17 protein-coding genes are annotated in these 18,880 nt (G+C 66.0%); 10 read left to right on the top strand and 7 right to left on the bottom strand.

Annotated features, from left to right (window positions below; genetic code table 11):
* Positions 1-205 precede the first annotated feature (205 nt).
* The 3 genes from ASG07_RS06375 to ASG07_RS06365 form a co-directional block, all read right to left on the bottom strand.
* Positions 206-856, bottom strand: a complete 651-nt coding sequence (locus tag ASG07_RS06375; RefSeq protein ID WP_055843992.1) for an inner membrane-spanning protein YciB — start codon at positions 854-856, stop codon at positions 206-208.
* Between the two features lie 68 nt (positions 857-924).
* Positions 925-1,851 carry a signal recognition particle-docking protein FtsY gene (ftsY, locus tag ASG07_RS06370; RefSeq protein WP_055843587.1) on the bottom strand — a complete coding sequence of 309 codons (927 nt, stop codon included), beginning with the start codon at positions 1,849-1,851 and terminating at the stop codon, positions 925-927.
* Positions 1,848-3,041: a MiaB/RimO family radical SAM methylthiotransferase gene (locus ASG07_RS06365; RefSeq protein ID WP_055843586.1), complete on the bottom strand. Its 1,194-nt coding sequence runs from the start codon at positions 3,039-3,041 to the stop codon at positions 1,848-1,850. The genes ftsY and ASG07_RS06365 overlap by 4 nt, the downstream gene beginning before the upstream one ends.
* Here ASG07_RS06365 and ASG07_RS06360 point away from each other — a divergent pair.
* The 5 genes from ASG07_RS06360 to rimM all read left to right on the top strand — a co-directional run bounded on the left by ASG07_RS06360 (position 3,040) and on the right by rimM (position 6,539).
* Positions 3,040-3,615 carry a DUF924 family protein gene (locus tag ASG07_RS06360; protein WP_055843585.1) on the top strand — a complete coding sequence of 192 codons (576 nt, stop codon included), beginning with the start codon at positions 3,040-3,042 and terminating at the stop codon, positions 3,613-3,615. The genes ASG07_RS06365 and ASG07_RS06360 overlap by 2 nt on opposite strands.
* A 220-nt stretch (positions 3,616-3,835) precedes the next feature.
* A complete protein-coding gene (gene ffh / locus ASG07_RS06355; protein WP_055843584.1) occupies positions 3,836-5,341 on the top strand; it encodes a signal recognition particle protein in 1,506 nt (501 codons plus the stop codon).
* A gap of 91 nt (positions 5,342-5,432) precedes the next feature.
* Positions 5,433-5,876 carry a 30S ribosomal protein S16 gene (gene rpsP / locus ASG07_RS06350; protein ID WP_055843583.1) on the top strand — a complete coding sequence of 148 codons (444 nt, stop codon included), beginning with the start codon at positions 5,433-5,435 and terminating at the stop codon, positions 5,874-5,876.
* Positions 5,877-5,932: 56 nt separating this feature from the next.
* A complete protein-coding gene (locus ASG07_RS17470; protein ID WP_168377313.1) occupies positions 5,933-6,073 on the top strand; it encodes a hypothetical protein in 141 nt (46 codons plus the stop codon).
* Positions 6,054-6,539, top strand: coding sequence for a ribosome maturation factor RimM (gene rimM / locus ASG07_RS06345; protein ID WP_055843582.1), 486 nt, complete (start codon positions 6,054-6,056; stop codon positions 6,537-6,539). The genes ASG07_RS17470 and rimM overlap by 20 nt, the downstream gene beginning before the upstream one ends.
* 84 nt (positions 6,540-6,623) lie before the next feature.
* Here rimM and ASG07_RS06340 read toward each other — a convergent pair whose 3' ends face one another.
* Together ASG07_RS06340 and gntA are read right to left on the bottom strand one after the other, a co-directional pair.
* Positions 6,624-7,205, bottom strand: a complete 582-nt coding sequence (locus tag ASG07_RS06340; RefSeq protein WP_055843581.1) for a DUF1989 domain-containing protein — start codon at positions 7,203-7,205, stop codon at positions 6,624-6,626.
* Between the two features lie 22 nt (positions 7,206-7,227).
* Entirely contained in the window at positions 7,228-7,926 is a 699-nt protein-coding gene (gene gntA / locus ASG07_RS06335) for a guanitoxin biosynthesis heme-dependent pre-guanitoxin N-hydroxylase GntA (RefSeq protein ID WP_055843580.1), read from the bottom strand.
* A 74-nt stretch (positions 7,927-8,000) separates the two neighbouring features.
* Between gntA and ASG07_RS06330 the strand changes: the two genes are divergently transcribed.
* From ASG07_RS06330 to ASG07_RS06310, 5 genes are all read left to right on the top strand, one after another.
* Positions 8,001-8,759 carry a Crp/Fnr family transcriptional regulator gene (locus ASG07_RS06330; RefSeq protein WP_156361765.1) on the top strand — a complete coding sequence of 253 codons (759 nt, stop codon included), beginning with the start codon at positions 8,001-8,003 and terminating at the stop codon, positions 8,757-8,759.
* 3 nt (positions 8,760-8,762) lie between these two features.
* Positions 8,763-8,948 (top strand): hypothetical protein, encoded by a 186-nt coding sequence (locus tag ASG07_RS06325; RefSeq protein ID WP_055843579.1) that lies wholly within the window; start codon positions 8,763-8,765, stop codon positions 8,946-8,948.
* Between the two features lie 73 nt (positions 8,949-9,021).
* Entirely contained in the window at positions 9,022-11,178 is a 2,157-nt protein-coding gene (locus ASG07_RS06320; protein WP_055843578.1) for a M3 family metallopeptidase, read from the top strand.
* Positions 11,179-11,210: 32 nt separating this feature from the next.
* A complete protein-coding gene (locus tag ASG07_RS06315; RefSeq protein ID WP_443024594.1) occupies positions 11,211-12,461 on the top strand; it encodes an MFS transporter in 1,251 nt (416 codons plus the stop codon).
* Positions 12,462-12,507: 46 nt separating this feature from the next.
* Complete coding sequence (locus ASG07_RS06310) at positions 12,508-13,827, top strand: chloride channel protein (RefSeq protein ID WP_055843576.1); 1,320 nt, start codon at positions 12,508-12,510, stop codon at positions 13,825-13,827.
* A gap of 68 nt (positions 13,828-13,895) precedes the next feature.
* Here the strand turns inward: ASG07_RS06310 and ASG07_RS06305 are convergent, their stop codons facing one another.
* The gene (locus ASG07_RS06305; RefSeq protein ID WP_055843575.1) at positions 13,896-15,692 is read right to left on the bottom strand and encodes an alpha-amylase family glycosyl hydrolase; all 1,797 of its coding nucleotides are present in this window, start codon (positions 15,690-15,692) and stop codon (positions 13,896-13,898) included.
* A 97-nt stretch (positions 15,693-15,789) separates the two neighbouring features.
* Positions 15,790-18,675 (bottom strand): TonB-dependent receptor, encoded by a 2,886-nt coding sequence (locus tag ASG07_RS06300; RefSeq protein WP_082474578.1) that lies wholly within the window; start codon positions 18,673-18,675, stop codon positions 15,790-15,792.
* Positions 18,676-18,880 lie beyond the last annotated feature (205 nt).

Genomic DNA, 18,880 nt, shown 5'->3' with positions numbered 1-18,880 from the left:
TTCCTGCCAGGCCGATCCGCGAGCGGACCCCGGGGCGGGCGATATCACGTGCGTCGGGTGTGCCGCTGGATTGCTTCGCTGTGCTCGCACCGACGGTGAAGTGCTAAAGTTTTGCCGATTACGCGGTTGTCGCGGCAGTTCCCGACCGACAAGTTTCGAGTTCCCGAAGAAGATTAGCTGGATATCAGCGGCACCCCGTACAGGCTCACTCCGGCGGCAATTCTTTCGCCGCTGTACCACTGTCGGTTTGCAAGCCGTGACGGAGCAACATCGGGATGTTCGCCAGCGCGAAGCCGAGCGTCAGCGGGATCGCGCCCCAGAGCTTGAAGCCCACCCAGAAGTCCCAGCTGGTCGTCCGCCATACCGCCTCGTTCAGGCACGCCATGCTCGCGAAGAAACACGCCCAGTTGCGCGTCAGCTTGCGCCAGCCGAGCGCGGTCAGCCCCGGATAGGCCGAGCCCAGCAGCCCCTCCAGCAAGGGGCGTCCCGTCGCCAGCCCGAACACCAGTACGCCCGCGAAGGTGGCGTAGACGATCGTCGGCTTCATCTGGATGAAGCGCGGGTCGTGGAAATAGATGGTCAGGCCGCCGAAGATCACGACCAGCCCGCCCGATATCCACAGCATCGGCGACACGCGGCCGAGCTTCACGCGAGAGACGATCATCGCCGCGATCGTCGCGACGATGAAGGCCGCGGTCGCGCAGATCACGCGCGCAATGACGAGCGCACCGACACGGTCCATGTCGTTCAGGAAGCCGGTCGTCGCGCCGACCAGCCGCATCATCGGGTTGGCGGGTGCGAAGAAGTTGATCGCGAAGAAGACGAGCAGCGGGGCGTAGTCGACGGCGACCCGGATGCCCGGTTTGTCCTCTCGCAATTCCGCCGTTCCGGTTTCGGCGTTCTCGTAGATTTCACGTCCGATCGTCACTTCCGCGCTCCCTCGACACCGGCGATGATGCGGCTGACCTCGTTGGCGTCGAACGGGCGGAGGTCGGTCATGCCCTCGCCGACGCCGATAGCATGGATCGGCAGGCCGTATTTTTCCGCCGCCGCGACCAGCACGCCGCCGCGCGCGGTGCCGTCCAGCTTGGTCATGACGAGACCAGTGACGCCGGCCACATCCTTGAACACCTCGATCTGGTTGAGCGCGTTCTGGCCCGTCGTCGCGTCCAGCACCAGCACCACGTCATGCGGCGAGGCGGGGTTGAGGCGGCCCAGAACGCGGCGAATCTTCGCGAGTTCGTCCATCAACTCGCGCTTGTTCTGAAGGCGACCGGCGGTGTCGACGATCAGGACGTCGATACCGGTCGCGGTCGCCTGCTTCACCGCTTCGAACACGATGCCCGCCGCGTCGCCGCCTTCCTTGCCGGTGACGATCGGCACGCCGACGCGGTCGGCCCAGGTCCGCAACTGGCCGATCGCGGCGGCGCGGAACGTGTCGCCCGCGGCCAGCATGACGCCGTAATCCTGCTCCATCAGCAGATGCGCCAGCTTGGCGATCGTCGTGGTCTTGCCCGACCCGTTGACGCCGATCACCAACATCACCTGCGGGCGCGGGAAGGCGGTGACCTCCAGCGGGATCGCGACCTTCGCCAGCGTCTTCTCGACCTCCTCGGCGACGACGAGGCGGATGCCGAGTTCTTCCATGTTGCGCTCGAAACTGCCCTCGGCCAGCCGTTTGCGGATATGACCGGCGGTCTGCGGGCCGAGATCGGACGCGATCAGCGCCTCCTCGATATCGTCGAGCGTCGCCTCGTCCAGCCGCGCGCCGCCGAGACCGGCGAGATTGCCGACCAGCCGGTCCGATGTCCGCTTGAAGCCGCCCAACAGCTTCTCGTGCCAAGTGCTCATTCTGTCGTTCCGATGAGATGGGTGTCGGTCGCCGCGGTGATCGCGACGGGCCGGATGCTGCCGGGTCCCGAGGGGGCAGGAAGGCGGACCTCCGCGAAGTGTGCGGTATGGCCGCGATCGCCCGGACGCTCGATCAGGACGTCCTGAACGGTGCCGATCGCGGTCGCAAGCCACGCCGCCTTGCGCGCCGCCGCCGCCGCGCGCAGCTTTGACGCCCGCTCGCGTCGCACCTCGGGCGCGACCTGCGGCATGCGCGCGGCGGGCGTGCCGATGCGTGGCGAATAGGGAAAGATGTGGCCGTAGACGATGTCGCAGTCGGCGATCAGCGCCAGCGTATCCGCGAACATCGCCTCGTCCTCGGTGGGAAATCCGGCGATCAGGTCCGCGCCGATCGCGATGTCAGGCCGGCGGGTCTTCAGCCGTTCGACCAGCGCGACCGATTGTGCGCGGGAATGGCGGCGCTTCATGCGCTTCAGGATCAGGTCGTTGCCCGCCTGAAGCGACAGATGCAGATGCGGCATCACGCGCGGCTCGCCGGTCACGATTTCGAACAACCGATCGCCGATCTCGACCGAGTCGAGCGACGACAGCCGTAACCGCTGCAACGCCGGGACATGGCGCAGGATACGGTCGACCAACATCCCGAGCGACGGTGATCCGGGCAGATCGGGTCCGTAGCTGGTCAGGTCCACACCGGTCAGCACCACTTCCCGGTGACCGGCATCCACCAGCATCGCGATGCGATCCACGACCGCTCCGGCGGGGATGGAGCGGCTTGCTCCGCGCCCCTGCGGGATGATGCAGAAGGTGCAACTATGGTCGCAGCCGTTCTGTACCTCCACGAAGGCACGGGCGTGACCGGCGAAGACGGTCGGTGCCGCGACCGTTCCGCCCCAGCTTTCCGGGCGCAGCTTGATGTCGTTGGCGACGACGCGCGTCACTTCGGGCATGGCGGCGAACCCTGCCGGATCGATCGTCGCGGCGCAGCCGGTGACGACGATCTGCGCGCCCGGCCGATCGCGGTGCGCCCGCCGGATCGCGGCACGGGTCTGCTTGACCGCCTCGTTGGTCACCGCGCAGCTGTTGACGACCACTGTATCGCGGTGGGCGACCAATGTTCGGATCGTTTCGCTCTCGGCTATGTTGAGGCGGCAGCCGAGGCTGACGACCTCCGGCTCGGGGAGAGACATGACGGGCGATCTAGTGGGCGGCGGGGCGCAAGTCCATGAGCAGGCGCAGGCCGTGCTCGACTATTGGTTCGGGCTGACACAGGAGCACCAGTTCGCCAGGGACGCCGGGCGCGATCGGGAGATCGCCGAGCGGTTCGGCGGCTGGCGCGATACGGTGTTCGCCCAGCGCGCGGACGGCTGGCGCGACGGGCCGGAGACGATGCTGGCGGCGATCATCCTGCTGGACCAGTTCTCGCGCAATATCCACCGCGGCAGTGCGGAGGCATTCGCAGCCGATCCGCTGGCGGCGGAGCTGACGCTGGAGGCGATCGACCGCGGGTATGACGGGCGATTGACGCCCGAGCAGCGCGTGTTCCTGTACATGCCGCTGATGCACGCGGAGGACGGATCGCTGCAAAGCCTGTGCGTGAAGCAGTTCGAGGCGTTGGGTATCGAAAACAACCTGAAGTTCGCGCGCGATCATCGGGAGGTGTTCGAGCGGTTCGGACGGTTTCCGGGACGGAATGCGGCGTTGGGGCGGGATACGACGCCTGAGGAACGGGTCTGGCTGGAGGAGACGGGCGGGGGCTGGTAGGTCGTCGCCCGTCGAAGCGGGGGCGGGGGTCGCGTGACCGACCTTCGTCAATAGCGTGGGTATCCTCCACCCTTGCCTTTCGGTCGCTATCCCGCTAGGTCCCGCCAACGTCCGATCCGTCGGACATCGGAATACACGCATCCACCCGATGCGCGCTGGCCGGCGAGGTTTCGCCCGCCGGCGCTTTTTGCTTGGGGTGGCATGAGGAGGCTGGGTACGCATGTTTGAAAGTCTGAGCGACCGGCTTGGTGGCGTCTTCGATCGCCTGCGCGGTCGCGGTGCGCTGACCGAGGCGGACGTGCGGGCGGCCATGCGGGAGGTGCGCGTCGCGCTCCTCGAAGCCGACGTGGCGTTGCCCGTCGCGCGCCAGTTCGTCGACGGCGTCACCGAACAGGCGATCGGCCAGAACGTGCTGCGCTCGGTCACGCCGGGTCAGCAGGTCGTCAAGATCGTCAACGACGCGCTGGTGGCGATGCTGGGCGCGGACGAGAGCGAGCTGCTGCTCGACGTGACGCCACCCGCGGTCGTGATGATGGTCGGGCTTCAGGGTTCGGGCAAGACGACGACGACGGCGAAGATCGCCAAGCGTCTCACCGGTCGCGAGCGCAAGAAGGTGCTGATGGCGTCGCTCGACGTCAATCGCCCGAATGCGCAGGAGCAGCTCGCGACGCTCGGTACGCAGGTCGAGGTGGCGACGCTGCCGATCGTGCCGGGACAGCAGCCGGTCGAGATCGCCCGGCGCGCGATGCAGGCGGCGAAGCTTCAGGGTTACGATGTCCTGATGCTCGACACCGCCGGGCGTCTGCACGTCGATCAGGCGCTGATGGACGAGATGAGGGCGGTCGCCGACATCGCCCGTCCGCAGGAGATCCTGCTCGTCGTCGATGCGCTGACCGGTCAGGACGCGGTCAACGTCGCACAGAACTTCTCCGATCAGGTGCCATTGACCGGTATCGTGCTGACGCGGATGGACGGCGATGCGCGCGGCGGTGCGGCGCTGTCGATGCGCGCCGTCACCGGCAAGCCGATCAAGTTCGCGGGCACGGGCGAAAAGCTGGACGCGCTGGAGGCATTCCATCCGGAGCGCGTCGCCGGCCGCATTCTTGGCATGGGCGACGTCGTGTCGCTGGTCGAGCGCGCGGCGGAGTCGATCCAGGCCGAAGACGCCGAACGCATGGCCATGAAGATGGCCAAGGGTCAGTTCGACATGAACGACCTGCGTGCCCAGCTCGCGCAGATGGCGCGGATGGGCGGTCTCGGCGCGCTGGCGGGCATGATGCCCGGCATGAAGAAGGCGCAGGCGGCGATGGCGGCGACGCCGGGCAGCGACAAGGTGCTGGTGCGGATGGACGCGATGATCGGGTCGATGACGCCGAAGGAGCGGACGAAGCCCGAGCTCATCAACGCCAAGCGCAAGATTCGCATCGCCAAGGGTTCCGGCACCACGGTGCAGGAGGTCAACAAGCTCCTGAAGATGCATCAGGAAATGGCTACCGCCATGAAGAAGATCAAGAAGATGGGCGGGCTGAAGGGCATGATGGCGATGCTCGGCAAGGGCGGTCTCGGCGGCCTCGGCAACGCACTGGGCGGCGCCGACATGGGCGAGATGATGGCAAAGGCGGGCGGACCCGGCGGTGGTCTGCCCGGCGGGCTGCCCGGTCTGGGTGGTCCCGGCGAGACGCCGAAGCTGCCGCCCGGTTTCGAAAATTTCCTGAAGAAGAAATAACCTGCCGAAGCCGTCGTCGGCGAAGGCGCTCCACCAACCATATTGCCGCGATGTCGATCGCGGCGAAGATCAAGAGCAAGGAAGACTTACAATGGCACTCAGCATCCGTCTGTCGCGTGGCGGCTCCAAGAAGCGTCCGTATTACCGCATCGTCGTCGCTGACGCACGGAGCCCGCGCGACGGCAAGTTCATCGAGAAGATCGGCAACTACAATCCGCTGCTCGCCAAGGATTCCGAGAACCGCGTCGTGCTCGACGCCGATCGCGCGAAGCATTGGCTCTCGGTCGGTGCGCAGCCGACGGATCGCGTCGCCCGCTTCCTCGACGCCGCCGGCGTTCGTGAGCGCGCCGCGCGCACCAATCCGAACAAGGGCAAGCCGGGCGAGAAGGCGACGGAGCGCGCCGAGGAGCGGGCCGACAAGCTGAAGGCGCAGGAAGAGGCCGCTGCGGCCGCCGCTGCCGCGCCCGCCGCCGAGGAGCCCGCCGCCGACGCGCCAGCCGGTGACGAAGCTGCGACCGAAGAGACCGCCGCCTGAGCAGCGGATCGGGGTCGTCGTGCGTTTCTAGGGGCTGTACGTCCAAGGAGTGCATGATGACCCCGGATCTCGACCCAGACCCGCGCACCGCGCCGGATGACCTCGAAGACGCGACCAATCAAGGCGTGTCGACGACCGATCCGGCGAAGGGTGCCGATGCCGACCCAACGGAGGACGATGGCTCACCCCAAGGATGACGCTGGTGTCGTGCTCGCCGCGGTCGTCGGCGCGCACGGCATTGCGGGCGAAGTGCGGCTGAAGGTGTTTGCGGAGGATTTGTCCCCGCACAAGAGCTTCAACAGTGGTGCTTTGACGCTGACGTCCCTTCGCTCCGGCAGCAACGGCGCGATCGCTCGCTTTGCCGAGGTGCGTGATCGCACCGCTGCCGAAGCTTTGCGTGGCACGACGCTATCCGTTCCCCGGTCGGCATTGCCGCCCTTGGGCGAGGGAGAGTATTATCATGCCGATCTGCTCGGCCTGCCCGCGGTCACGACCGGGGGCGAGGCGCTGGGCGTTGTCGTTGCCATCGACAACTTCGGTGCCGGCGACGTGATTGAGGTGGAGCGCCCGACCGGCAAACGCTTCATGGTACCGATGCGGCCGGAAGCGGTGCCGGAATGGTCCGCCGCCGGGCTGGTGATCGATCCGGTATTCGTGGAATAGCCTGGTGTAGTCTGGAGCGTGATCCTCGCGACGGTGCCCTCTGTCAGCCTCTGCCCGAAGAACGGGGGCTTGGAAAAGGACGGGTCAGTCGATCCGGTACTGGATGGGCTTGAACGCGCCGCCATTGGACTGGAGTGCGGAACAGGCCGTCAGGCCGATCACCAGATCCATTTCCGCCGTGAAGCTGATATGATCGCCGGGGCCACTGAGTGGGGGTTCGACGGTGAAGGTGCCGGTCGCGCCGTCAACGGGCACGTTCATGAAACAGTTGAAGGCCACCGGAATCGCGTCTTCTTCCACACCATAGGGAGCCAGCGCCGCGGCGAGGTTGCCGAAGCATCCGCGATGCGGATCGGTGTCGCCGTAGATGATCCGGAACGTGTCCCTAGAGCAAGGCGTCAGCAGAAAGTCGTGGCGGCCGACCGTGTCCTCGACGATGCGGAGCATAACGTTGCTGCGATTGGAATAGAGCGGATCGCTGGTCGTCAGATACAGGCGGCTGGCATAATCGAGCGTTCGCCCGGACGAGATGACCTCCCGCAGATCGGTGCGCGAGAAGGCCAACAGATCGGCGACCTGACGCCCTTCCGGGTCGATCACCGTCAGCGTCTGGCCGCGATCGAGCATGAAAGCGGTGCCGGAGCGCGGAGGGATCGTCCGGATCATACCTGTCTCGATCGAACCCGGCTCAACCATGCACGTTCGCCTCAACCGAGTTACGACTGAAGGGACATTTCCATTCCGGGCCGACCATCCGGCCGCTATATTGCCGAGCCTCGCTGATCTCGCCGTGCCGTGCAAGCATCGGGTTGGGAGAACCGGCGACCGCGACGTCCCGTGCGACGATCGAGGCACGAAGCTTCTCGTAACGCTGCTGCGCGCGCAGAACCTCGAACTGGTCGTGCAGGTTGAAGACCATCGCCGGCGTCCTGAACCGGCGCGCCGGCCGGCTCGCGTTCGGATGCAGGCCGACGACGAAGAACGCCTCGCCTGCGAAGCTGAGGGAGAAATGCGGATCGTCGGGATCGGACGATACCTCGGCGGCGGGGCGATAGCCGAGCCATTCATCCTTGTCGGACAGCGATTGCGCGCGCGCCCAGAGGTGCCGCTCGAACGCTTCCTCGGTCAGGGATTCCGGCCCTTCGAACAGCACGACGAGCGTCCGGAACAGCGCCCGGTCCGCGCGATACTTGCCGACGGTTGCGGCCAGCGCCGGCAGGATACGCAGGTCGTCCCAGGCGGAGGTCAGGTTGCGGCCGACCAGAATATCCATCTGGCCACGCGCCAGCGCCGATTTCGCGCCCACGCAGGGGAAGGAAGGGTTCTCGACGGTATCGACGAAATCGCGTGCGAGCGCATGGTGGTTATCGAAAACGATATGATGCATATCGCCGGGAACACGCGAAGCTCTTGCAATGTTGCATCAAACTCGGTCACGTTGATCCCGATCAACGTGAATGCATGGAGTGGCGCATGGTGGAGGCGACGGGAACCGAGACCGTCACGGGCAGGTTCCTGATGGGCCGGAGGCGATCGCAGCTGACGGCCGACGATATCGGTGCGCTGGATGACGCGGCGCAGAACGTCCGGACGCTGCCGGCGCGGACACTGATGATCCGTGCGGGGGAACGCGTGACGGTCAGCACGATGTTGCTGGAAGGATTCATCTGCCGATACATGGACGATCGCGAAGGTCTGCGGCAACTGGTGGCGATCCATGTTCCAGGCGACTTCGTCGATCTGCATGGCTTTCCGATGGAAATGCTGGACCACGATGTCGCGACCCTCGGTCCCGTCAAGATCGCCTCCTGGCCCCATGCCGCGCTGGCGCGGGTGATGGAGGGGCGACCCAATTTGACGCGGATGCTGTGGTTCTCGACGCTGCTCGATGCGGCGATGCACCGCGAATGGATCTTTCGGCTGGGTCGACTGGGCGCGGAGGGCAGGGTGGCGCATCTGATGTGCGAGTTGAATACGCGGCTGGAGATGGTCGGGCTGGCGGCGGACGGGCGATTCGCGCTGCCGCTGAAACAGGCCGATCTGGCGGAGGCTTGCGGGCTCACCGGCGTTCACGTCAACCGCGTCCTGCGGTCGTTACGCGAACGTGGTCTCCTGCTGTTTCGCAACGGGGTGGCCGAGATACTCGATCGCCGGGCGCTGGCCGCGCTCGGGGAGTTCGACTCCGCCTATCTGTTCCCTGACGATCTCCGGAAGGACTGACCCATGGCATCGCTGACTCCCCTGACCGAACCCGGTGTCGCCAGCGCGGAATATGGGGTGGTCCTGCTCGATGGACCGGACGGGATCGCCGCGGCGATGACGCCGGCCTGCGCAGAGGAAACCGGCCGCCGGCTGATTGAGGCGGCGGCGATCGCTGCCGGGCAGGACGCCGCACCGCCACCCGAATGAGCATCGTCGACTGAAACGCGCTGGATGAGCGTCGCTATCAAGGAAAGCCAATTCAGCGGGTGACGGATCGTTCATGCCGGCTATGATGCCGCCGCATGAACGGGAGTTTCCATTGCACAATCTGTTGCTTGTCGCGTCGATGACGGCGCTCATCGTCCCCGCCGGCAATGCGCCGGTCGGTGCGCAGGATGTTGCTGCGCCGGCGGAGGCGGTCAATCCGCTGCTTGCCGACTGGGATGGTCCGTATGGCGGCGTACCCCCGTGGGATAAGGTCAAGCCGGAGCTTTTCCCCGCGGCTTTCACGGCGGCGCTGGCGGAGCGCGCGGCGGAGTATCGCCGGATCGCTGACGATCCCGGGCCGCCGACCTTCGCCAACACCTTCGTACCGATGCAACTGGCGGGTGCGCGGCTTCAGCGGGTGAGCGCGCTGTTCGGCGTGATGACCAGCAACATGAACACGCCAGCGTATCAGGCGCTGGAGAAGACATGGTCGCCGAAACTGTCGGCGGCGCAGGATGCGATTACGTTCGATCCGAAGCTGTTTGCGCGGATCGCGGCGATCCACGCCGGCCGGTCGAAGCTGGACGCGCAGCAACAGCGGCTGGTGACGCGCACCTATGACAGCTTCGTGCGGCAGGGCGCGAAGCTGAATGCGGCGCAGAAGGCGCAGCTTTCCGACTACAACCAGCAACTTGCCAGGGCATTCAGCGACTTTTCCAGCAAGCTGCTGGCGGATGAGGGCACCGCGATCACCGTGACCGACGAGGCACAGCTCGCCGGGCTGCCGGACAGCGTGAAGGCGGTGGCCAAGGCCGCGGCGATCGAGCGCCAGCAGGCAGGTTGGGCGATCGTCAACACGCGATCAGCGGTCGATCCGGTGCTGACCTTCGCCAGCGATCGGGCATTGCGCGAGAAGGCCTGGCGCGCGTTCATGATGCGCGGCGACAATGGCGACGCGAACGACACGAACGCGACGATCGCCCGTATCCTGAAGCTACGCGCGGATCGGGCGCACCTGCTGGGGTTCAGGACGCACGCGGACTGGCGGATGCAGGACACGATGGCGAAGACGCCCGCCGCCGCGACGGCGCTGATGATGCGGGTCTGGCCGTTCGCGAAGGCGCGCGTCGCGGAGGAGGTCCGTGACATGCAAGCGATTGCCGATCGTGAGGGGCAGAAGCTGACCATCGAGCCTTGGGACTACGCCTATTATCAGGAGAAGGCTCGCAAGGCGCGCTACGACCTCGATCAGGCGCAGCTGAAGCCCTACTTCGAGCTGAACAACATCATCCAGGGTTCGCTCTACGCCGCCAACCGGCTGTACGGGCTGGAGTTCAGGGAGATCACGGGTACGGTGCCGGTGTTCGAACCGAACATGCGCGTGTGGCATGTAACGAGCGCCGGCAAGGAGGTCGGCCTGTTCTACCGCGACGATTTCGCGCGCTCGGGCAAGCGGTCGGGTGCGTGGGCGAACACGTATCGCGGGCAGCGGAACTTGCCGCCGGCGCAAACGGTGCTGTCGTCGAACAACAACAATTTCGCCAAGCCCGCACCGGGTGAGCCGGTGCTCATCAGTCTGGACGATGCGCAGACGCTGTTCCACGAGTTCGGCCACGCGATCCACGCGATGTTACAGAACGTGACCTATCCGGGGTTGGCCGGGACGCCGCGCGACTTCGTGGAGTTTCCCAGCCAGGTGAACGAGCATTGGCTGCTGACGCACGACGTGCTCGACAAATATGCCCGGCATTACCAGACCAAGGCACCGATGCCGCAGGCGCTGCTCGACAAGATCGAGGCGTCGAAGACCTTCAACCAGGGCTATGCGACCGCCAGCTACCTGTCGTCGGCGATCGTCGACATGAAGCTGCACACGGTGGCGGACGGTGTGATCGACCCCGACCGGTTCGAGCGCGAGACGCTGGCGGAGCTGGGCATGCCGAAGCAACTGGTGATGCGGCACCGCCTGCCGCAGTTCAATCACCTGTTCTCGTCCGATGCCTATTCGGCTGGCTATTACAGCTATCTCTGGTCGGAGACGATGGATGCCGACACCTTCTCCGCGTTCGAGGAGGCGGGCAGTCCGTGGGACAAGGCCACCGCCGACAGGTTCGCGACGATCCTGCTTTCGACCGGCAACGAAACCGATCGCGCCGACGCCTATCGGCAGTTCAGGGGGCGTGACCCGGACATTCAGGCGCTGTTGTCAAAGAGGGGATTCGCCAAGTGAGCACGGCGGGGGGCGTCGCGAAAAGCGGCAGGTTGAAGTCGATTCTGGGCGGATCGGCGGGCAATCTGGTCGAATGGTTCGACTGGTACGTGTATTCGGCATTCGGCCTGTATTTCGCGCCGGTCTTCTTCCCGAAAGGCGATCCGACGGCGCAGTTGCTGAACACCGCCGCGGTGTTCGCGGTCGGGTTCGTGATGCGGCCGATCGGCGCGTGGATCATGGGCATCTATGCCGACCGACATGGGCGCAAGGCCGGGCTGACGCTGTCGGTGACGCTGATGTGCGCCGGCGCGTTCCTGATCGCCGTATGTCCGGGATACGAGACGATCGGCTGGGGCGCACCGGCGCTGCTGGTGCTAGCGCGGTTGATGCAGGGTCTGTCGGTCGGCGGCGAATATGGCGCGAGCGCGGTGTATCTGTCGGAGATGGCGGGCAAGTCGCGGCGCGGCTTCTTCTCGTCGTTCCAGTATGTGACGTTGATCGCCGGACAGTTGCTGGCGCTTGGTACGCTGCTGCTGTTGCAAGGCGTGCTGTCCGAGGCGGAGCTGGAGGTATGGGGCTGGCGCATTCCGTTCGCGATCGGCGGACTGCTGGCGATCGTGGTGTTCCGCATCCGCCGCGGGCTCGCGGAGACGCAGTCGTTCGAGAATTCCCGCGACAAGCCCAAATCCAGCGGCTGGCTGTTGTTCAGGGAGCATCCGCGCGAGGCGGCGACGGTGCTGCTGCTGACCGCGGGCGGGACGCTCGCCTTCTATGCCTACACGACGTACATGCAGAAGTTCCTCGTCAACACGTCGGGCTTCAGCCGCGAGACGGCGACGGGGATCATGACGGCGGCACTGGCGCTGTATGCGCTGTTGCAGCCGGCGGCGGGGGCGCTGTCCGACCGGATCGGGCGCAAGCCGCTGATGATCGGGTTCGGCATCGCCGGGCTGATCGCGACCGTGCCGCTGTTCACCGCGCTGGAGACGGTGCGCAGCCCGCTGGCGGCGTGGGCGCTGGTGATGACGGCGCTGGTCATCGTCAGCGGCTATACCTCGATCAACGCGGTCGTGAAGGCGGAGCTTTTCCCGGCGCATGTCCGCGCGCTGGGCGTGGCGCTGCCCTATGCGTTGGCGAACACGATCTTCGGCGGGACTGCCGAGTATGTCGCGCTGTGGCTGAAGGGGGAGGGGGCGGAGCGCGCCTTCTACTGGTATGTCGCGGGTATGATCGGCGTGTCGCTGATCGTGTACTGGCGGATGAAAGATACGGCCAAACACAGCCGGATCATGGAGGACTGATCGCGCGGGGGGTGACGCGCGGCGACGTGGACGCTTAAACGGGGGCGTGCCCGACCCGTCGCCGATCACCCCCGCCACCAGACGCTGGACGCCGTCGCGCTTTCGGGCGCTGCTCCGGTCGCGTGGGCCGACATCGGTGCGTTTCCGAAGGCGTATCGCGGTCATCGCGGGTGCGATCGCGATCGGCATCGCGGCGGTGCTGTTCGCGCAGGCGTCGGACGCGGCGGGCGAGGCGTTCGGCGGGTTCGCGAACCACTACCGCTGGGTGCCGCTGCTGACGACGCCGCTGGGATTCATGACGCTCGTGTGGATCACGCGCCGCTGGGTGCCGCTGGCACGCGGGTCCGGCATTCCGCAGGTGATGGCGGCCCGCAGCGACCCGGTGGCGGCGACCAGCGGATTGATCGCCATCCGCACCGTCGTCGGCAAGACGCTGCTGACGCTGGGCGCGGTGCTGTGCGGAGCCAGCGTCGGGCGCGAGGGGCCGACCGTGCAGATCGCGGCGGCGGTGATGGGCCTCAGTCACCGGCTGATGCTGGTGACGCTGAAAAGCTCGGTCGTGATCGCGAGCGGCGCAGCGGGCGTCGCCGCCGCCTTCAACACGCCGCTGGCGGGCGTGCTGTTCGCGATCGAGGAACTCGCCGCCGCCTACGAACAGCGCATGACGCTGATGGTGCTGTCGTCGATCGTCATCGCCGGCATGGTCGCGCAGAGTCTGGCCGGCGATTACGTGTATTTCGGCGCGATCGGCGCGCATCTTCCGACCGCAGGAGCGTTGATCGTGGTGCCGGTCGCGGGGATCGCCGGCGGGCTGGCGGGCGGTTGTTTCTCGCGCGCGGTGCTGGCGCTGGCGACGGGGCGGCACGGCATCACGCGCTGGAGCAAGGCACGGCCGGTGCTGTTCGCCGGTGGCTGCGGCATCGTCGTCGCGGTGCTGGGTGTCGTCACGGGACTGACCTGGGGCACCGGCTATGGCGCGGCGCGGGCGATGATCGTCGGGGCGGATGCGCCTTTGTGGTTCGGTCCGGCCAAGCTGCTCGCTACGCTGGCCACCGCGGTCGCCGGGCTGCCGGGCGGCATCTTCGCTCCAAGTCTGGCAGTGGGCGCGGGCGTCGGCAATCTGCTGCGCGCGGCATTTCCGGGCGAGCCGGCGGCGGCAGTCGTGATCCTTGGGATGGTCGCCTATTTTACCGGCGTCGTGCGCGCGCCGCTGACCGCGGTCATCATCCTGTCCGAGACGACCGCCAGCCGCGGCCTGATGCTGCCGATGTTCGCCACGGCCTTCATCGCCGACTGGGCGAGCATGGGGGTGTGCCGCGAAAAGCTGTATCACGGGCTGGCCGCGACGTTCGCGACGAAGCCGTGATCGGCTGGGTTGCGGGCACCAGCGATCGACTTGCGCGATGCCCCGCCCCAGTCGAAGCATAGGGGAGTCTATCGGGTTTTCGCTGCGCACACCGCATAGCCGAACGCAGGGAGGGTCAGGACGAGGCTGCCGGGAGCGCTCGCTTTCGCCGTGCACGATCCGGTCAGTGTCGTGAACGCCGACGATCCGACCTCCACCTGCACCGCCTGCGTCAGCGGGCGGGCGGAGGTGTTGAACGCGACCACGAACTCACGGCCGGTGTCCGGGTCGAAGCGCGAGACGGCGAACAGGCCGGGGCCGTCCCCGCCCGCGCGGGTCACCTGTCGGCCACGGGTGAGGGCGGGTGTCGCGACGCGCAGTTTCGCCATTTCGGCGATCTGGCGATAGAGCGGCTGGCGCTGGTCGAAGTTCGGCGTGGCGGTGGTCGCCTTCGATCCGATCAGGGTGTTGTCGTTGTAGGTGGCGACCTTGCTCGCGAACATATCCTCGCGCGCGTCCTGATCGTTGCCGTCGCCCGCGAACCCCTGCTCGTCGCCATAATAGATGGTCGGCACGCCCCGTAGCGTCAGCAGCATGGCATTACCGAGCATCGTGCGCTGGAGCACCTCCGCGTCCGACGCTTGCGGGTTGCCGAGCCGGACCCAGCGGCCGAAGCGGCCCTGATCGTGGTTGCCCAGGAAGGTCGGCAGGATGTCGGCCGTTTCCTCTCCGCTCGCGTACAGCACATCGCCCTCGAACAAAGCGGCGAGGACGCTCGTCGGCTTGTTCTCCGCCACCGTCTGCATCACCGCGCTCTGGAACGCGAAATCGAGGACCGCGGGATAGCCGGCGATCTTCGTCCATCGCGCCAGATAGCCCGGCTCCATACCCGCCGTGACCTCGCCGAAGACGTGGAAATTGGGGATGCCGTTCGCCTTCGCGCGCGCCTGCATCGCGGGCACGAAACTTTGCCAGAAGGCGGGGTTCACATGCTTGGCGGTGTCGATGCGGAAGCCGTCGACACCGAACCGGTCGATCCAGCCGCCGAAGATGTCGATCATGCCGGCGATGACCTTCGGATTCTCGGTCATCAGGTCGTCGAGACCGGAAAAGTCGCCGGTGTCGGAGCTTTCGTTGCGGAACACCGTGTTGCCGCGGTTGTGATAGAGGGTGACGTCGTTGAGCCACGCGGGCACCTTCGCGACACGTTCGGCGGCGGGAACGTAGGGCGTGTAAGCGTAGGTCGGATCGGTCAGTCGCGCGAAATTCTCCGGCGTCTGTACGGTATCACCCGCGAAGCCCGGGTTGATCGCCGGTCCGTCGACGCCGCCGCGGCGCTGATACGGATAGGTCGCGCGGTCGCGGTACGGGCACTCGCTCCCTTCGCCGCATTCGCGATACTGGATCACGTCGGCGGTGTGGTTGGCGATGATATCCATATAGACCTTCATGCCGCGCGCGTGGGCGGCATCGACCAGCGCCCTGAAGTCGGCATTGGTGCCCAGATGCGGATCGACCTGCGTGAAGTCGGTGATCCAGTAGCCGTGATAGCCGGCCGATTCCTGCCCCTTCGGGCCTTGAACGGGCTTGTTCTTGAAGATCGGGCCGACCCACAGGGCCGTTGCGCCGAGCGACTGGATGTAGCCGAGCCGCTTCGTCAGCCCTTTCAGGTCGCCGCCGTGATAGAAGCCCTTGGCCGAGGGATCGAAGCCGGTCTTCAGACGGTCGCCGGTCAGGCCGCCGCGATCATTGGCCGGATCGGCATTCTCGAACCGGTCGGGCAGCACGAAATAGATGACCTCGTCCTGCGGCAGGCGCTGGCGGTAATCCTGCGCGGCGAGGGGGGTGGCCAGCAGCGTGGCGGCGAGAAGCGCGAAAGCCTTCATGAGAGGACCTTAAACAAAAAGGACCCGGCGCGCGGTTGCGCCGCTCGCCGGGTCCGGAGGTGCATCGGGGGTTGGGCCCGATCTTCGAAACGGTGGATCAGAACTTGTAGGAGAAGCCCGCCAGATAACGGCGACCGTATTTCTGATAGTCGATCACCTGATTGCGGACGCCGCCGTTCAGCGTGACGAACGGTTCGTCGGTCAGGTTCTGGCCCTGCACGTAGACGGACAGGCCGTTGAACATCCCGCCGCTGAAATCATAGCCGATCTGTGCATCGACGATCAGCTCGTCCAGCGCGCGGCGACGCACGCGGTTGGCGGCGAAGCCCGACAGTTCGCCGACGAAGGTCGACCGGTACCGCACGCTGCCGCGCATGTTCAGGCCCCACTTCTCGAAATAGGCGGTGCCGTTCGCCACCCAGCGCGAATAGCCCGGAATGTCCTCCGACGCGCCGCCCGGCGTCGGCGTGATCTCCGTCTTGGTGTACGATCCGCCGCCGGTGACGCCGAAGCCGTCGAGGAAGCCGACGATCTCGCCCAGCGGCAGGGTGCCGGCGAGTTCCGCGCCGTAGATGCTCCCGCCCTCGCCGTTGATCGGGATCGTGGCGAGACCGATCGGCGGGGTGTTGGCGGGGGCGGTCGTCGGCAGGGTGTAGCCGCTGTAATTGAACGCGGTCTCCTGATTGTAGACGAAGCTCTTCAGGTCCTTGTAGAAACCCTGAACCGCCAGATAGCCACGGTTGCCGAAATACTTCTCGATCGTGACGTCATAGGAGTTCGAGCGGATCGGGCGGAGGTACGGGTTGCCGCCGCTGCCGTTCAGGATCTGCTGATTGGCGTCGAAGCCGTAACCCAGCGCCACGCGCATGTCGTCCATACGCGGCCGCTGCATCTGGCGGGCCGCGGCGGCGCGGATGACGATGTCGTTGGCGAAGCGCAGCGACAGGTTGGCGCTCGGCAGCACGTCGAAATAATCGTCGCCGCGCGTGACGTTGTTGAAGCCGACGCCGTTCGACACGAGGCCCGATGATTTCTGCTCGGTATGCACGACCTGAACACCGAAATTGCCGGTCAGCTCGGCAGTGCCCACGGGCACGCGCAGATCGGACTGGACATAGGCGGTCATCAGATCCTCGCGGACGCGGAACGCCTTGGTCGCGATATCCTGGCTGAAGTTCGGAGTCGAGCTGTAGACCCCGCCCGCGAGCAGTTCGCGCGGATCATAGGACAGCATCGGCCCCAGCCCCAGATACGACTGGTCCGTCGACGCCTTGATATACTGTTCCGGAATCCGCTGCTGCAACGCACCGTTGGCGAGGCGCAGGATGAACTCGGTCGGGACCAGCGACTTCGTATGACGCGTATAGTTCATGCCGAAGCGCATAGCGCTGATCGGCGAGTCGATCTCCTTCTCGATCTCGGTCCGGTACTGACGGATCGAATCGGTGACCTGACGATCATTGAGATACGCAGCCTGCGCGTTCGCACCGCCCCAGCCGAGCGGATCGGTCAGGAGGATCAGGTTGGGATCGGAATAGTCGAGCGTAGGGTCGAAGAACGTGCCCGAATTGCCGCTGGTGAAGCCAATCGTGTCGGTCGCGCCCAGCGCCTGACCATAGCCGGTGCCGCTATAGCTTTCGAAGCTCAGTTCGCGGCGATTGGTGCGCGAGTAGCTGACGTCGACCTGAGCATTCCAGCCGTCGTCGCCGGTGTATTTGGCGTTGTAGCCGAACGAATAGAGCTTCGCCTTGCGTTCGAACGCGTCGTTGCGGACGACGCCCTGCACATTCTCGAACGTGCCGGAGGTGATGAGGCCGTTCGATACGGTCGAGTTGGTCTGCGTCGGGTTGAAGATCGTGCCCGATCCGCCACCGAACGCCAGCGGCAGCTCGATACCGCGCTTGATCTGGTTGTCCTTGAAGTCCGAGAAGAAGCCGTCGAGCGTGGTGACCAGCTCCGGGATCGGCTTCCACTGCACCGTGCCCGACAGGCCGAGGCGCTTGAGCGTCGTGGACGTGACGTAGGACTTGGAGCCGCCGATGACAGAGGTCTGGGCGGTGTCGCCGACGCGGGTGCCGGTCGCATAGCCCCAGGCGTTGAACTCCTGGATCTGGTAAGGCTCGTCCAGATAGGATGCCGACAGCGCGATGCCGAGCGTGTCGTTCGCGAACTGGTCGACATAGGTCGCGGTGGCGCGGTAGCCGAGGTCCTTCGACCCGGCGTTCAGCTTTCCGATATCGGCATAGGTCCCGCGCGCGCCGATCGACACGACCTGACGGCCGAATTCGAGCGGACGGATGGTGCGCAGGTCGACCGTGCCCGACAGACCCTGTCCGACGAGGCCGGCATTGGCGGTCTTGTAGATCAGCACCTGATTGACGACTTCGGCGGGATACTGGTCGTACTCGACGGCGCGGTTGTCACCCGTCGACGTTTGCTCGCGACCGTTAAGCAGCGTCGTCGAGAAATCGGGCGCGAAGCCGCGGATCGAGATCGAGTTCGAGCGGCCCGCGATACGCTGCGACGTAACGCCGGGCAGGCGTGCGATCGACTCGGCGATCGAGGCGTCGGGCAGCTTGCCGATATCTTCGGCGGACACCGATTCGATGACCTGATCCCGGCTCTTCTTTTCCGCTACGGCATTTTCGAGGCTGCGGCGGAAGCCGGTGACGACGATCTCCGCATCCTCCTGCGTGCCGCCCGCGTCCTGCACGGCGGCTCCGGCTGCCTGTGCGGTCGCCTCGTTCTGGGCGGCGGTGACGTCGCCAGTGACGGCGGCGTTCGCGGCGCGGCGATCGGGCGCGCTGCCGGACTCGTTAGGATTGGCAGACGTGCTGGAACTGCCGGCCGGGTCGGGCACCGTCGTCGTCTGTTGCGCGTGCGCGCTACCGGTGCCGATCAGCAACAGGGCGGCGCTCAGCGCACCGCCACTGGCGGTCAGGTTCAGCGTGGCACCGAACGAGATCGAGCGTGTAGAAGCCATTGGTCGAAAATCCTCCCCCTTAGAACCCGTGGCGTCTCTCGCGCCGTGGGTGAATACATGGTGTCGCAATGGATTGCGCGACGATGTTCGGAAAGCCCGCGGCATACGTATTCAACTTTTATGCAACCCGCTGTGGCCGGGCAGTCACAGCTTTGTCCCCACGTCGCCTAATTATGTGATAAATAGCCGCCGGACGGGTCGCAAG

It is taken from the genome of Sphingomonas sp. Leaf343, from assembly GCF_001423765.1.
Classification (GTDB): domain Bacteria; phylum Pseudomonadota; class Alphaproteobacteria; order Sphingomonadales; family Sphingomonadaceae; genus Sphingomonas.
This window is presented reverse-complemented; position numbering and strand designations above follow the sequence as displayed.